Origin of the sequence: Nostoc sp. NOS(2021) (assembly GCF_017115025.1) — a bacterium.
Lineage (GTDB): Bacteria > Cyanobacteriota > Cyanobacteriia > Cyanobacteriales > Nostocaceae > Nostoc.
This window is the reverse complement of record NZ_JABXKM010000315.1, coordinates 14,570-29,310: the sequence shown is the minus strand read 5'-3', so window position 1 is coordinate 29,310 and position 14,741 is coordinate 14,570. Positions and strand designations below refer to the sequence as shown.

At 40.5% G+C, this 14,741-nt stretch carries 14 protein-coding genes, 3 tRNA genes and 1 pseudogene; 1 reads left to right on the top strand and 17 read right to left on the bottom strand.

Going from position 1 to position 14,741, the window contains the following annotated elements; all coding sequences use genetic code 11:
- Positions 1-338 precede the first annotated feature (338 nt).
- The 17 genes from HWQ41_RS30850 to HWQ41_RS30770 all read right to left on the bottom strand — a co-directional run bounded on the left by HWQ41_RS30850 (position 339) and on the right by HWQ41_RS30770 (position 14,042).
- Positions 339-752, bottom strand: a complete 414-nt coding sequence (locus tag HWQ41_RS30850) for a PIN domain-containing protein (RefSeq protein WP_292771522.1) — start codon at positions 750-752, stop codon at positions 339-341.
- Positions 749-1,063: a hypothetical protein gene (locus HWQ41_RS30845; protein WP_292771520.1), complete on the bottom strand. Its 315-nt coding sequence runs from the start codon at positions 1,061-1,063 to the stop codon at positions 749-751. The genes HWQ41_RS30850 and HWQ41_RS30845 overlap by 4 nt, the downstream gene beginning before the upstream one ends.
- A 318-nt stretch (positions 1,064-1,381) precedes the next feature.
- Complete coding sequence (locus tag HWQ41_RS30840) at positions 1,382-1,675, bottom strand: hypothetical protein (RefSeq protein ID WP_292771518.1); 294 nt, start codon at positions 1,673-1,675, stop codon at positions 1,382-1,384.
- 1,288 nt (positions 1,676-2,963) lie between these two features.
- Positions 2,964-3,164 carry a hypothetical protein gene (locus HWQ41_RS30835; RefSeq protein ID WP_292771515.1) on the bottom strand — a complete coding sequence of 67 codons (201 nt, stop codon included), beginning with the start codon at positions 3,162-3,164 and terminating at the stop codon, positions 2,964-2,966.
- A 25-nt stretch (positions 3,165-3,189) separates the two neighbouring features.
- On the bottom strand, positions 3,190-3,789 hold the full coding sequence (locus tag HWQ41_RS30830; protein ID WP_292771513.1) for a hypothetical protein: 600 nt from the start codon (positions 3,787-3,789) through the stop codon (positions 3,190-3,192).
- Positions 3,790-3,811: 22 nt separating this feature from the next.
- The gene (gene ppk2, locus HWQ41_RS30825) at positions 3,812-4,765 is read right to left on the bottom strand and encodes a polyphosphate kinase 2 (RefSeq protein ID WP_292771511.1); all 954 of its coding nucleotides are present in this window, start codon (positions 4,763-4,765) and stop codon (positions 3,812-3,814) included.
- Between the two features lie 389 nt (positions 4,766-5,154).
- Positions 5,155-5,898 carry an HNH endonuclease gene (locus tag HWQ41_RS30820; RefSeq protein ID WP_292771509.1) on the bottom strand — a complete coding sequence of 248 codons (744 nt, stop codon included), beginning with the start codon at positions 5,896-5,898 and terminating at the stop codon, positions 5,155-5,157.
- The gene (locus tag HWQ41_RS30815) at positions 5,861-6,808 is read right to left on the bottom strand and encodes a DNA adenine methylase (protein ID WP_292771507.1); all 948 of its coding nucleotides are present in this window, start codon (positions 6,806-6,808) and stop codon (positions 5,861-5,863) included. The genes HWQ41_RS30820 and HWQ41_RS30815 overlap by 38 nt, the downstream gene beginning before the upstream one ends.
- Before the next feature lie 274 nt (positions 6,809-7,082).
- Entirely contained in the window at positions 7,083-8,606 is a 1,524-nt protein-coding gene (locus tag HWQ41_RS30810; protein WP_292771526.1) for a slipin family protein, read from the bottom strand.
- A 563-nt stretch (positions 8,607-9,169) separates the two neighbouring features.
- Positions 9,170-9,245 (bottom strand) — tRNA-Ile (locus HWQ41_RS30805).
- Between the two features lie 252 nt (positions 9,246-9,497).
- A complete protein-coding gene (locus tag HWQ41_RS30800) occupies positions 9,498-10,571 on the bottom strand; it encodes a reverse transcriptase family protein (RefSeq protein ID WP_292771505.1) in 1,074 nt (357 codons plus the stop codon).
- 403 nt (positions 10,572-10,974) lie between these two features.
- Positions 10,975-11,051 (bottom strand) — tRNA-Ile (locus tag HWQ41_RS30795).
- Positions 11,051-11,126, bottom strand: a tRNA-Met gene (locus HWQ41_RS30790). Before HWQ41_RS30790 ends, HWQ41_RS30795 begins: the two co-directional genes overlap by 1 nt.
- Before the next feature lie 457 nt (positions 11,127-11,583).
- Positions 11,584-12,096, bottom strand: coding sequence for a COP23 domain-containing protein (locus HWQ41_RS30785; protein ID WP_292771502.1), 513 nt, complete (start codon positions 12,094-12,096; stop codon positions 11,584-11,586).
- A gap of 129 nt (positions 12,097-12,225) precedes the next feature.
- Positions 12,226-12,483 (bottom strand): hypothetical protein, encoded by a 258-nt coding sequence (locus HWQ41_RS30780; protein ID WP_292771499.1) that lies wholly within the window; start codon positions 12,481-12,483, stop codon positions 12,226-12,228.
- Positions 12,484-12,990: 507 nt separating this feature from the next.
- A complete protein-coding gene (locus HWQ41_RS30775) occupies positions 12,991-13,338 on the bottom strand; it encodes a hypothetical protein (protein ID WP_292771496.1) in 348 nt (115 codons plus the stop codon).
- A gap of 125 nt (positions 13,339-13,463) precedes the next feature.
- Complete coding sequence (locus tag HWQ41_RS30770) at positions 13,464-14,042, bottom strand: hypothetical protein (protein WP_292771493.1); 579 nt, start codon at positions 14,040-14,042, stop codon at positions 13,464-13,466.
- Between the two features lie 338 nt (positions 14,043-14,380).
- Here HWQ41_RS30770 and HWQ41_RS30765 point away from each other — a divergent pair.
- Positions 14,381-14,654, top strand: a pseudogene (locus HWQ41_RS30765) (transposase family protein); the annotation flags it as partial.
- Positions 14,655-14,741 lie beyond the last annotated feature (87 nt).

Here is a 14,741-nt window from a genome sequence, read left to right as displayed (position 1 = left end):
GGGGCTGGGGGTGGGGTGCAATGACTATGGGAATCACAACTAATTACCCGGACATGATATGATAAGCTGTTGGAGATTTAACTTGCATATTACCTGGAAGTAAAACTCTTGTGGGGTGGGCATCTTGCCCGCCCTGGTTATGCAAATTAAAAGTACATTAGCTTAATCTTATATTTTAATCATTGCCTTTATTCAACAACACACTACTGCATATTTAGAGATTGTGTGTGAGATGGACGAGAAGTAGACTATTGTAGCGTAGGCGTTGGCGTAGCCTCTCGTAGAGAAGCCCGTCGTAGACATCGCTATTTTAATAACGTTTTGCTTACTTGCGATACTCAATCAGACAACAAAATCGCAAAGCCTTCTTGGGTGAAGTGTTTATCGTGTGTCAGTACCTCCACGATCTCCAGTTGGCGCATAGTGTGCATAGAAATGCAATCTGTCAAGCTATAGCCTTTATCGAAGCGTTGAGAATAGAGAGCTAGACCAGCTAAAAAGGATTCGCGTGTTTGTGGAATAACTTGAACCCGATCATTTTGCAGAATGCTTTGTGCTAGTTGAAATATTCCGCTTCGGGTGTATCTACCAGCAGTTGAGAAATAATTCACAAACTCAGTCAGCACCTCATCGGTTGTAATCAGTTTGGTTTGCATCAGCGATTTGTGTATCTCTTGAGTGCGGACGTGCCATGCATCTCGTGGATTAGCAAGCGCTATCCAGTAAAACGTGTCTACGAAAACAAGATTCATGCTGATGTTTTAGGAGTTCCGTAGAGATACTGGTCGTGTTGCTCTGCGCTATCTGTGTGCAAGTTAACAAGTTCTTCAGAAGGAATACTCTGAGCAAATTGCTCGAACTCGTTGAAGAGATTTTCTAAGGAGTTATCCGCTTCAAGAGGAGAAGCAATTACTTGGGTGCTATCTGCTTCCTGAATACTATCTTGATTAGAACCTTGGAAGCTAGGTTGCGCCTTTACAGACTGCAAAATGTATAAAATTGCTTCAATCAGTTCCTCTGGTGCTTGCTCAATTTCTCGAAGAAGTTGCTCTTTCGCCGTCATTGCTGATATCCTCAAGCAAATACTTTAAATTGTACTATTAAGTTGAACTGCGATCGCCTTTAAAGATTATCTGTCAGATGAACAAGAAGTAAACCGTTGTGGCGATGTCTGCGACGGGCTATTCGGCGTCGCATTAAACCGTCCAATCCTCAATTAACAATCCGGGTACTTTCAGTAGACCGAAAACTTCTGCGATGCCTTCGGTGGGCGTAGCCATCGCTAAAAAATAGTAGTGTATGATACCGTTTTTTGCGAAATGTACAAAAGGTGATTGTGAGATTTTAATAATAAGATTCGCTTATAGATAAGTCCCGAAAATCAACCAGATGGTAAAGAAACTTCGCAGGCTACCCCATAGTTGCGGTCTACGGCTTGACGTAGAAATTCAAGCATCTGTTTGAGGGTAAATAGGTGAGAAAGAACTTGTCTAGAGCTTCTCTTTAAACGGCTAAGATAATGCCAAACTAGATAAATCCAAATATTAATAATTAAAAATGCCAAAGCTACAAATAAAAGCCGAATAATGGGATTTTTAATAGTAGTTTTAATCCGGCACTGGTTTTTCATCCGATAGCTACTCTCAATTCCCTTTACGAAGACGATAGTCATCATGTATCAGGTGTAAAGATAACTGTACTTTATAGACTGCGTAAATAAAAAACTCCCGACCAAGGGAAAAGTCTTTTACCATTTTTATATGTACAAACTATCCACACATTAAAAGTGACTGAGCCATACTTATCGCTGTTTAAAGTATAACTAGTCTTGTAACTACGCCGACCTCTAATCAATTGTCTAGTCCCGCCATGTTTGCCTCGAATAATTACTGGCATTTCAAAGGGGATATCAAGAGCTTGCAACCATCTGATGACTTGGACACAAAAGAATTCTCGGTCTAAATACAATCGTTCTATTTTCAGTTTTAAAGGCTCAATTAGTGCTAAAAGATAAGTGATAATTGCAACTAAAGTATTTTGTTGTTGAACAGCTTTAATGGCTAAAGTAACTCATTTATTCTTCTTAATTAGATAAACAGTAGCGTAAGCATAAAAAGAACAAGTCCCACTTTTAGCTTGACTTCTATAAATATATGGTGCTTCTGATGGCGATGGTTCACCATAATATGGAATTAAGTTGAAATCGATAGCAATTTTTTGTTTCCCTTGTCGAATCCCATCTGGTAAGCGGCAAAGAAAGTGCAGTATTTAAATCTGATTCCAGAGAGTTCAGGTCTGAATATTTCTCTAAATGGTAACGAATATCGTTACTTGTGGGAACAGTTTTTAAGACTTTGGTTGTGTTTTCAATACTATCTTTCTGAGTTGCTGCTCGAATTAAAATTTAAAATATATTCTTCTGTTCACACTTACCTTGAGTCTGAATTGGAATATTTTCTGTTAAACAGTTAACTACTTCGCTCAACGTTTTACTATCAGTTAGAACTGGGGTAGTTGTAGTCATAGCCAAACTAAATAATCCTCAATTTTGCTTCTTTACCTCCATACTTTACAAAAATTGCGTAACACAAGACCAGAACTATGTTTTGATGGGCACGTTACCCTTAACTTTTGAGGTGATTCATTAGTTTTACTTATTTAAACTCGCTCAAGGGTTTTCCAAAAAATCTATCTAAAAATACGTTTTTTTGACAATGATCAATTTTATAGGTATCTTTCTGTGCGCGATCGCAGAACTTTTAGGTCTACTGAATGTCTGATACTCCATATTACCGTATTCAATTTACCACTCAAGCGATCGCCTTCACTCGACAAAATTTAGGGATTGTATGTGAAATGCATAAGAAGTAGACCGTTGGTGCGATCGCATGACAGGTATTGTGTGTGAGATGCACAAGAAGTAAACCGTTGTAGCGATCGCATGACGAGATTGTGTGTGAGATTCAGAAAAAGTAACCCGCGTAGCGATGTCTGCGACGGGCTTCTCTACGAGAGGCTACGCCAACGCCTACGCCTTTAAAGATTATCTGTGAGATGTCTAAGAAGTAAGCCGTTGTAGCGATCGCCCCAACTCGAAAATTTTTAGAGATTGTGTGTGAGATACATAAGAAGTAACCCGTAGTAGCGAGAGTAGATTCATCCACTTGCGAGAACAAAGTGTTACACAAATTAACTACTGAATTTCTGAACAATTGTCTGTACAATTGCCAAAATAGCTCCGACGTTATCCAAGTAATATCTTTGCTTATCAAGCAAAGCCACTTTTTGCGAAAGTTGAAGAAACTGCCAAATTTCTCCTGTTGTCACGCATCCATACACAGGAATTTCTGCTTGTCCAGATGAACGATTGAATAAATCCGCCGCCACCATTTGTGCGATGCACTGTCCTAACCCAGCTTCAACATCATTTTTCTTCGCTTCCACAACAGTCAGAATTGGGCTACGCAATGGTGGTATAGGTGGAGCTATTGCTAAAATAAAATCACATTCCCCAATCAAGCCCTGTGCAGGATCAACATCAAGTCTTTGTCCAGAGAAAATAGCCAAGCTATCTTGGCTGAGATCGCGACAGGCTAGTAAAATCGGTACAATAATAAATTCACTCCGAGCCTTTTCACTAATCAGAGCTAATTGGGTTCGCTTTCCTAAAGTTTCATTTAACCACGAAGGAATAGAAAGAGGTACAAGCTTGGGAAACAGATCGGCTTCTTGGGTGGTGATTCCCAAAACAGCCGAAACTTTTTCTAGAGTAAAGTCGCTGTACGCCATAGTTTTGACTCAGGAATCTTGCTCAATACACTTGAGGAACAAAGAACTGCTCATTACGGGGGGCGCGAAGATAATCCTCAGCCACAGGTCTAGAGGGAAGCTCTAAGGGAGGAGGTGTCATATCTTCGTAAGGAACTTTGCTCAACAAATGATGAATGCAGTTGAGTCGCGCACGTTTTTTATCATCCGCTTCAATCGTAAACCAGGGGGCTTCTGGAATATTCGTGTAAGCAAACATGGTATCTTTTGCTTTGGAGAATTCTACCCAGCGATCGCGTGATTCCAAATCCATCGGGCTGAGTTTCCAGCGCCTTGCTGGATCGTGACTGCGAGAGAGAAAGCGTTTCTCTTGTTCTTCATCGCTGACCGAGAACCAGTACTTGATTAAAACAATGCCCGATCGCACAAGCATTCGTTCAAATTCCGGGCAAGATTGCATGAATTCTTGATATTCTGCTTCAGTACAAAAACCCATCACCCGTTCAACTCCGGCTCGGTTGTACCAACTGCGATCGAAGAGGACTATTTCGCCTGCTGTCGGAAGATGTTGCACATAGCGCTGAAAATACCACTGAGTTTTCTCACGATCAGAGGGGGTTCCCAAGGCAACTACACGACAGCCACGAGGATTGAGAGGATCGGCAATCCGTTTAATTACTCCTCCTTTACCGGCAGCATCGCGTCCTTCAAATATGATGACAACCCGATAGCCGACGTGCTTAATCCAGTATTGCATTTTGACTAGCTCAATCTGGAGTTGCTCTAGTTCAGTTTCAAAAGTCTTTTTGGGAATTTTCTTGTTAAAAGCTTTTGTGCTACTATCAAAAATCCGTTTTGATTTTTTAGATTTTTTCTTGTCTTTTGCCTTTACTAGGTTTTCTATTAAGCCTGTTGCGGGTTGAGCTAGATCATTCTTTTGCTGGTTTTTAACTTCATCAATTGACATTGCAGCGACTCCATGCGATTGAATCGGCATAATTAGAGTTTATCTATATATTTTAATGCGATCTGAGTGTAAATATACACCTTTGCAAGTATTACTACACCAAAGATGTAAAACCAATAGGCTAACGACCAAGGTCAGTGGCAACAAGTAGCACTGAAACATACAAACCTTTGTACATCAACTTTTTGCCAACTTACTTTTCTACTAATTAATTATATTTGAGCGAGTTCAGCCATTAATGTATTGCTAGACCATTTATTACCGATGTTGGTCAATGGGCTTTGTCTGACTTATTAACCAATAACCCGCTAGTGCGATCGCACCGATAGCAACATTGGGATAGATTGTAATTCTGCCTAACTCTGGCTCAGGAGTATTGCCGAGAACCGGATCATTATGAGTTTGAAAGGAAAATGGTATTAGCTGTCACCATTTTGCCTAATATCTCGTTCAATGATCTCCTTGATAAATTCAGGAATTTCTTTATGCAATCTAACTGCCTGTTGTTTTAATTTTTCATAAATTTCAATATTTTTCCCTTGCCACATAAGGTCTATCCTCCTAACTTGTTGCATCGCAACATGCGTGTAATTTTCTGGATACGCCCAGTAACATGACAAGCAAATAGATTTGTCTTTTATACTTTTCCAATTTTCACAATGCTCACATGACCAAGATTTTGCTCGATTAGCAGAACCACAAAGTAACATAAAGCTTTCAGACTCTAGCTCTGGTTCTCCGTCAACTTCAAAAGGAACGCGGTGATCGATTTGCAATTCCCGCTTATCAATTTCCTCCAAGTAGATGAAGCACTTACAGCCATATCTCTTGATCAATTCATCCTTCAACTGCTTGGATAAGCCCGTTCTACCGGATAGCCTAGAAAATCTAGCCTTACTGATATCTCCAAATTTATAAGCAGCTATTCTCCTTCCATCAGTTCCTGTAACGCGGAATGTTTCTAGAGGAATTCCATGTTCTCGAACATCTCTAGCTGCTCTAGGAGGATGATTGTAGCCATATCTTTCTTTCAACTCTTCTGTTGTTACAAAGCCATATTGTAAGATATGATCGATAACAGCTTTTGGTCTTTTAGCAGTTACTGACTGACAAAATTGGATGAAATCATCGGGTAATAGAGGATGCTGTTGAGAACTGTCCATGCCGTTCCAGAAGAGTAATCTGTTTATGTGCCTTGCTAATATAGCTCTCCAAATCTAAATTGCGATCGCGCGATAAACTTGATGATAAATACAAAGACTCTACTGTAATTTCTTGTCTACCTAATAATGTTGCTTGAGACGACTGCCCAACTTCGATTTCAATTTTTTTGAGTCCTAATTCTTCAGGTAATTCCTTACCAAAGGTTTTATTTCCTCGTTTGCCATCATAACTAACCGCAAACATGATACCCTTGCTATTCAACTCTTTGAGAACTATAACGAAATCATCAAAATTAATCCCAGAATAATATCTTGAATCTTTATCGCCGCATACACCTTGATATGGGGGATCTATATAGACAAAATCGCTATTTCTAACTTCAGCTAGAATATCTTTATAATCCAAGTATGTAAATTTACACTTACCCTTAAGAAGCCTAGAAACTCCTTCTATATTTTTCCTCATCTTCTCAGGTTGGGTTCCCTTTCGCCTTTTATCAGGGCTTTGATTGAAAAACCCTTCAGAGTTATATCGTACAGCGCCTTTTACACATCGAGCCAACAAGTATAGAAAAAGCTTTGGGTTGTTGGTTTTATTGAATCTTTTTCTGGTTTGATAAAAGTGTTCTACAGAATCATCATGCTGCTCATTCCATATATCGGCATAAGCATCTGCTATTTCATCTGGTTTCTCTACAATCAACTCCAGTAGATCAACCAGAGGTTTATTTAGATCATTAATCCAAAATTTTTGTGAAATTTCTTTATAAGAGACAGCGATACTAATTGCAGCAGTTCCTGAAAATGGCTCTACCAGCCTCTCCACTCTGTTGGGTACAAATCTGAGAATGTCTGAAGCTAGATTTCTCTTACTGCCTTGATATTGAATTGGATGTGGGAGATTAGTCATCTCAAATAGAGAACAAATGATCTAGATAACTCTATCACGAGAATGAGAAATAATCCGGCCACAGAGGTTTTAGTTTAGAAGCAGTTTCACAATGACTGTGCAACGCAGCTAAGAATCACAGCTTATATAAATTTTATATCTAGTCTAACGTTTCAGCTAACCGGAGGTAAGCAACTTTTACACGTTGGGTTTGGCGCGATCGCAAACATTTGCTTACAATTGAATTTACCAATACGCAATCTAACCCAACACTTAAGCTTTAATAACCAAATCGCTACGGATTCATCCGAATCAAGTCTGTTAAAATACTATCCAAACTGCCGTTAACTTGAATTCGATCAATCTTCTCTGCAATTCGCTCTAGTACTTCGAGTTCCTTCAGACGCAATGCAACGGGGTTATCCTCCATCACTTTGGCAGTGTTTAGCATACTGCGAGTAGCGGCGGTTTCTTCTCTACGTCTGACTACGTTTGCTTGAGCGGTTTTTTCTGCCTCGACTACCTTGCTCAAGATAGTCTTAATCTCACCAGGTAAAATAATATCTTTGACACCTACAGAATCTACTTCAATTCCATAGTCTGCGGCTTTCTGGCGGATGTATTCAGATATACTTCTATCAATTGCACCTTTATCTTCTAATAAGGCATCTAAACTCCGTTCGCCGACCGCACCACGCAAAGCAAACTGTAATTCTTTGTACAAGAAACCGGAAATATCTGACAACCCGTTTTTTGCTCTCAATGGGTCTTGGATGCGGTAGCCAGCCGTCAAATTCAACCGCAGAGGTACTTTATCTTTAGTGAGAATGTCTTGACCGGATACTTCCATATTTTGTAGTCGCAGGTCGATGGTTTCGGTTTGAAAAGAGCGTCCAAATAACCACCAAGCGTGTACTCCTGGCGATCGCTGCCCTTGAAACTCTTGATTAATGTATACTAATCCAACGTGCTGGGCGGGAACTTGACAAATATGCAAACAGTTACGACTGAGCAATTTCACTTCTGTTGAACCCTCAACCAACTCAGCCACTAAAGCAGACTGTAACTGAGCATCAGCGCTGATGTCAAGAATTTCCACTGCAACACCCTGCCAAAATAGCTTGCGGCTTGTAGGCGGCAAAATAGAAATGACTTTACCTCGATATCGCACAATTGCAACTTGCGAAGTCAGTAATTGCACTATTTCACAGTAGGCAGCAATAAAGTCGGGATGTTTTTCAATTAGTACATCTTCCAGGGGAAAGTCTGGGTTAGGGATAATCCGGCTGAGAGTTCGGACTGTAACATCCCTACCTACCGACCAAAAGGCATACTCTCCTGGTTCTAGGGGTCGCACAAAATTATTTTGCAAATATAGTAAACCAATCTCATACTCTGAGATTTGGAACTTTTTCAGTCCATTCAACTCAACTGAGCGCAATTGCTGCACAAAGGAACTAGGCAATTCCCAGCTTTCTTCCAAGTTGAACAGATGAGATTCTACTTCAATAAAACCACGCCAAAAAGCAATCAATTGATTTGGTGCAACGCTTACCCAATTCTGACCGTAGCGGACTAACGCAGCTTGGTTGAATGCGGTTCTGATAATCAATAAATGTTGTTGCAATTCGGCTTCATAATTTCGCAACAACAGTTCTAGGTTTTCAATCTCAGCTTGTGGCTGATTGAGGTCATAAATTTTGACTTGCCAATGCCGACCAAAATATGTATGTGTACCGGGCTGCAAAATTTTCTTAAAGTCACTGCGGTGATATAAGATGCCGATTTCGTTAGGTTTGATATAAAATGTTTTCCACATAGTAATTTGCATAAATAATTTGAGCGATCGCTTCAACCAGTTAAGAAGATTTGATAAAAACATTTATAACCTTGCTTGAACTCAAATACCACCTATGTCTCACAGATCAAGTACTGGAGTAGACAAAGGCTAAAGGATTGGTTTTAGTTTCTTGTACTACTCTATACTACAAGATATTTATTTACTCTGCCAGTGCAGGTTTTTACAGTTCCGGTGCGGGCAAAAGCTTCTCCAAAGCTGGATTAAGATTGCTGTTACTTTTTCTAAACTCCTCAATGGCAATTTAGAAAAGAACCATGCTCAAATATGCCGTTCGCTTTGTCAATATAGAATCCCAAAGGAAACTAGATGTAGGAAACGAAGGGACATACTCAAGTTAGGGAGAGATACAGTTACGCTAGCTCCTTTACTGTTATCAATACCTGCATGACAGAGTAGAAAAAACAAAAAGTTTTTTTGATTGGGTCTTTTTCAATACCCATTTTTGATTGGGTCTTTTTTAATACCCAACAGTTCTGCTGCCTTGTCCCTAACAAGGTGCCCGTACCCAGGGCGAGGGTTTTTGGCTGAAAGTATAGGAATCGAACCTATAAATAATCGGCGATACACCGACCGCTCTACCAAATGAGCTAACTTTCATGGTGAAATAGTTTAAATCACTGTGCGGTATACGCTGTTACCAGAGGTTGGCGCACCAGTCGGGTATACAAAACCCAAACTACAGCTTTGTGACTTTGTTACTATCCCGGTTCAAATCTAGCACAGGAAAAAGTAGGAAGGGGAAAATTGCTCGAATTGGATATTTATTTACAGCAATTTCAGGTATTTAAACCACGAATGAGACGGGGAATAGGGAGTAGTGTAGTTTAATTACTTGAAAAGCGCTGTAAGCTATTCTTTGCATTTATATTTCTGCTTGATGCGTTCCACACGTGATTGGAGTTCTGCGCCTTTGTTGGGGTTAATCATTGCTACATAATTTGCAAATCCGGTAATTGCGGCAATTAAATTAGTTGAATTTCCCCACTGTTTGCCAGACAAGCCTTCTTGTTCAATTTGATATAGAGTTGCACGAAAGGCTTTTAATGTCTTTTTAGATATATTTAATTGCGTATTTACAATAACACCTGTTACCTGCTGTTGCATGGATTTACTTGAAATCTTGGTTTTATGAGGATTAACAGTGAAGCCCTCACTAGTAATAATGAATTTAGTGTTTTTAATTAAATTAGATATTCTGTGCGATGCATCCCCAGAAGCAGAAAATGTTAAATCGTCAGCGTACCGCGTATAGCAAAACCCCAGATTTTCAGCGATTGTAGTGAGACGACTATCGAGATAACGACAAATTAGATTTGAAATAGCAGGACTTGCAGGCGAACCTTGAGGTAAGTGGCGCTTTTCTGAAGCTATATAGTTAATTTGCCCATCTATTTCTATTTCCGCAGTCGTACAAATCAACCCGAAAATTGTCGCCACAGGTTCTGAATAACCAAAGCCGCAAAATAATTCTTTGACACGGTTGTAGGAAATTGACTGAAAAAAATTATGTAAATCAAGATTGACTATTACATTTGCGCCAACATGGGGTTTAGCATTGGTGACTATCGAACGATTTTTACAAAACCCATGCGCTGCATTATGAACTTCTAATTTCTCTAAAATATTCTCTAAAATCCACCTTTGAGCAGCCTTAAGATTGGGCTTTGGTGAAGAAATAATTCTTTCTCCACCTGTCTTTTTTGATATTTTGAAGCGGAGGTAATGTGTAATTGGGGATGTAGAACGGCTAGTTGTCAAAAAGCGAAGTTTTGCCAAGCTTATCCCCATTGCAAAGGCTATTTCTTCGGCAGTATTATATTCAGCTAAACCATGCGATCGCAAAAGTGCTAAATTATCAGTTCGCAACTTTTCTAGATTACTTTCAGTCGCTAATGGGGTAGTGGGTAGATTTGTGCTGTACATAATACAAAAGTTTTTTTACTCTACAACTGCAAGTGTTTACAGTTGAGGTGTGGGCAAAAGCTTCTCCAAAGCTGGATTAAGATTGTTGTTACTTTTCCTAAACTGCTCAATGGCAATCTAAAAAAAGAGAACCGCGCTCAAATATGCCGTTCGGTTGCCAATTTAGAATCCCGAAAGAAAACTAGATGTAGGAAACGAAGGGACATACTCAAGGTAGGGAGAAATGCAGTTGCGCTTGCTCCTTAACTGTGGCTACCGAACATCACCCTAACGAGTAATGACCGACAGCAAAACACTTGCACCGCAGAGTTTGGAAAATGACGGACTCGAACCGTTTTGGGATTTCTCCCGTACCATATTGGCTACTGTGACAGAGTAGTGTCTTTTGACCCCGGACAGGGGTTGGGTGAAAGTGCAGGAATTGAACCTACGACAGATCGATTATGAGTCGATTGCTCTAACCAATTGAGCTAACTTTCTGGGGTTTGATACAGGACTCGAACCTGTGACGCATCGATTATGAGTCGATCGCTCTTCCAATTGAGCTAATCAAACGATATAGTTTAAAGTACTCGGCGGTATACGCTCATACCAGAGGATGGCGCACCAGTTAGGCATATAAAACCTAAACTATAGCTTTGTAACTTTGTTACTATCCCAGTTCAAATTTAGCACAGGAAAAACTTTGATCAGCCTTAAGATTCGGCTTTGGTGCTAATATCATGTCCGCTGAATTGCCCATAAGAAAAGAACCTCACCCTGTCCTATAGGACATCCCTCTCCTTAGTAAGGAGAGGGACAGGTGAAAGCGTAGCAAAACCAGGGTGAGGTATCTCAGGGGCTATGAGACTTACCTATAAATTGCGTTGAGAAAGATTTGTGCGTACACCGTAGCCCTAATAGCACAGGGGCTGGGGGAAATGTCACGCAGGAATCACAAGTAATTTACCGGACATGATATAACAGGTCGCGCCCAGATTGGATACTAAGTAACTATGCTTACCTACTTAATTTATTCTTTGGAAATCCCTAGATGTTCCCTCAAATCAACGTAAGGTATTCTGTTGCTTTTACTGAAGGGGGGCGCACCTGCCTTTCCTTGCCGCCAAGCCAGGAGATTAGTTAGCGCTTGCACGCCATCTTCAGTGGGTTTGAGGGTCAATATCAAGTTTTCACAGCGACCATTGACTTGATTGGCGGTGCAAACCACATTTTGTCCGTTCATTTTACCGACAGTAATAAACTTCAGTTCTCTGTTGCGGCGGTAAGTTTCCAAGCGGTGGCTCACGTCTTGGCAGCGCGTCAGTTTATTATAGCCAGCGTCTCTGAAGTAATTGGAAGTCCAGCGAATCCAAGGCTCAGGAACACCTCTAGAATTTGTGTACACCGTCACGGGTTTGTTTGCTGAGGTGTCACAATAAAATCCTCGCCTACTTTCGGCTTGACTTGGCTGATTGATGGTTGCAGTCGCGCCGAGAGCGATCGCACCTGTAAGCAAAACATTTGTTAATGATGCCAATTTCATGAGTAACTCTCAAATCTTGAGTAAAAAGTTTTTATTTGCCTCTCATTTGACACTCTCGCTACTTCTAGTAGGGAGATGATAAGAAGATTTCGCTTCTTGTATCCCAATTGCTTGGGGTTTTAGGCGTTTTTACTTGTATACATAATGAGCCGCAACCCACTTGCGACCATGATTTGTTTTTTCCCAATGTCCAGGAACCAACACTTTCTTTTTCGCTGGTGGTGCAGAATGCCTAACTTGTTGTGGTTTTTGTGCGATTGTTTGAGCAGGTCTATTAAGACCGTGGGGATTAACAATAACCTGGAATGCTGATGCTTGTGAAGGGATAGAAGTAACAGCAAATGGTAAAAGAAGCGCTGCACCAGCAAGAATTTGTTTGATATTCATCACTAAATCTCCTTTTGTAAACGGCCTGATTAAAGTTCAGTAAACCTTAATCTGGTTGATGTCTCATGTTTATAAGCATAGGAGTTCTAACAGCTATACACTAGTGATAAAAGTAACTAGTTTAATCATGACTTAAGTAATCTCTAATGTCAGGTTTCTCAGGTTTGAATCACGAATTAACCTTATGCTATCAATGCCATATAGCACTTTTCGTTTGTATACAATACACTCTGATCTCTCTGCTAAAAGGCTATGGTGTACACACAAACAAGTCCTAAAAAGCTAGCTTGATGAGGCTTGACTCGTTCCCAAGCTCCGCCTGGGAACGCATTCATGTGGGCTGCCGACTCAATTTTGACTGGAGGCAGCAGCCCCTAATCAGCCATTCCCATGCTCTGCATGGGAACGAGAAATGGTCAATCGAGCTTTTTTCGACTTGTGTGTACACCGTAGCTCCTAAAAGCAGAGAGGCTTTGAATCTTACTCCCCAACGCTAGTAGGGAAAGATTAAATATCGTCTGACTTAAGTCGCAACATATCGCGCATAAAAATCACCAGTCTTGGATAGGTTCGATGAAATTCTTTTTCGTTGTTGAACTGGTGACTTTCATAAAAGACATTGTTACCAGTTGATATTTTAAGGATATCCATCTCACAAGCTCCTGACTCCCAAACCGTTACTCTACCGAGATGTAATGAACTGTCAAAGTCAAGACGCATAGCTGAATTATCACTAGGTTCACAGTAGGTCAGTGTGTATTCCAGTTGATAAGCAGCGAAACGTGATCTTAATCCTGATTGAAATCGGTCAAAACCTCGTTCTGAAATTAGCTGTGTTAGTGGATTTAGACTCATTCCTTATATTGAAAGCAAGAATATTATTAATTGCCCCAACTCCGCAAAAAACAATTACCTCAAATGTAATGTCTACGACGGGCTACGCCTCAAGTTGACCGATGCTCACGATGCATTCTTGTGGCTCAATCTGGGAAAGCCAGACCAGTCATAGGGTCACGGATATACAATCCTAATGTGAGACTACGCATTGCTTCATCCCAAACGGGTATTAATTGTTCTGCTTGATCTACCCAATAATCGAATGTAATCAAACATTGAACATTCGACCCCAAACCAATGCAAGTCCGCGAAAAAGCTTCCCGTGGTTCTTCCTGAGTGTCAATGAACTTCATCTCTGTCCATACAATTCTGGCGGTTTGGCGCTTGACGGTAAAAATTTCTCCCTTAGCAATGACGTTGCGGCTATCGTCTTCCATCACTTTCTTCAAGGTGGAGTTTAGCGGAAACTGGCTCCAGTCATTGGGTGGAAGGCGATTAAAAGATACTTCTAGGCAGCAATCATCGTTGGGCGGTTTTTTATCGAGGAACTTGAAGGATTTTTCTTGTGGCTCAAAAACCCAATTCTGGGGAACATTGAAGCGAACAGCGCCTCGATCTGCTACAAAAATTTTATAGCCTGATGGAGATTCCCAGCGATGATCAGGTTTGAGTTCAAGCGTTTCTTTAATCCACTGGAGATTGCTTTTCTTACGCTTTGCCATAGTATTTTTGTTCTCTCTGCTGAAGAGGGCGTAGCCCATCGTAGATATCGCCGAAGTTGGGTAACAGGCGATCGCTTACTTTATTAATGTTATCAAATTCCTAGTATTGCTAGTAGTCTGTCAAATTCATTTTGACGGTTAGAGAGACGCGATAAATCGCCGCTTTCAAACCAGAAAATATTGTTGTGCGTATACTCTTGGTTGATGCAGTTTAGCACCAATTGAACAAACTTGGATGCGATCGCTACGTCAATCTCTATTGCTTCGAGTTGCATGGTTTATCAGCAGTAGTCTTGCAAGATACAGCTAGTCTAAAGCAAACACGAGGTTATCCGAACAAGCTTGCCTTGGAAGAGCAAGCTTTAGTTTGCTTACAGTATTGGAGAGAATATAGAACTTACTTTCACATTGCTAGTGACTGGCAAATATCCTAAATCTTCGGTTTGCCGAATAGTACATTGGGTTGAAAGCACATTAATCAGTTCCAGAAAGTTTCGTTTAGGAGGAAAAAAGTCCTTGTTGATCTGATCACAGAAACCGAAAACGGCTGTGATGGATGTAACAGAAAGTCAAATTGAACGTCCGAAACACGGGCAAAAACGCTTTTATAGTGCAATACGGTTCAGTTAAGGGTAAGAAGCTTATTAGTGATGTGAAACTTCGGAGCTTCTACTCGTTTTCCAGTGCCTCTGTGTTTTG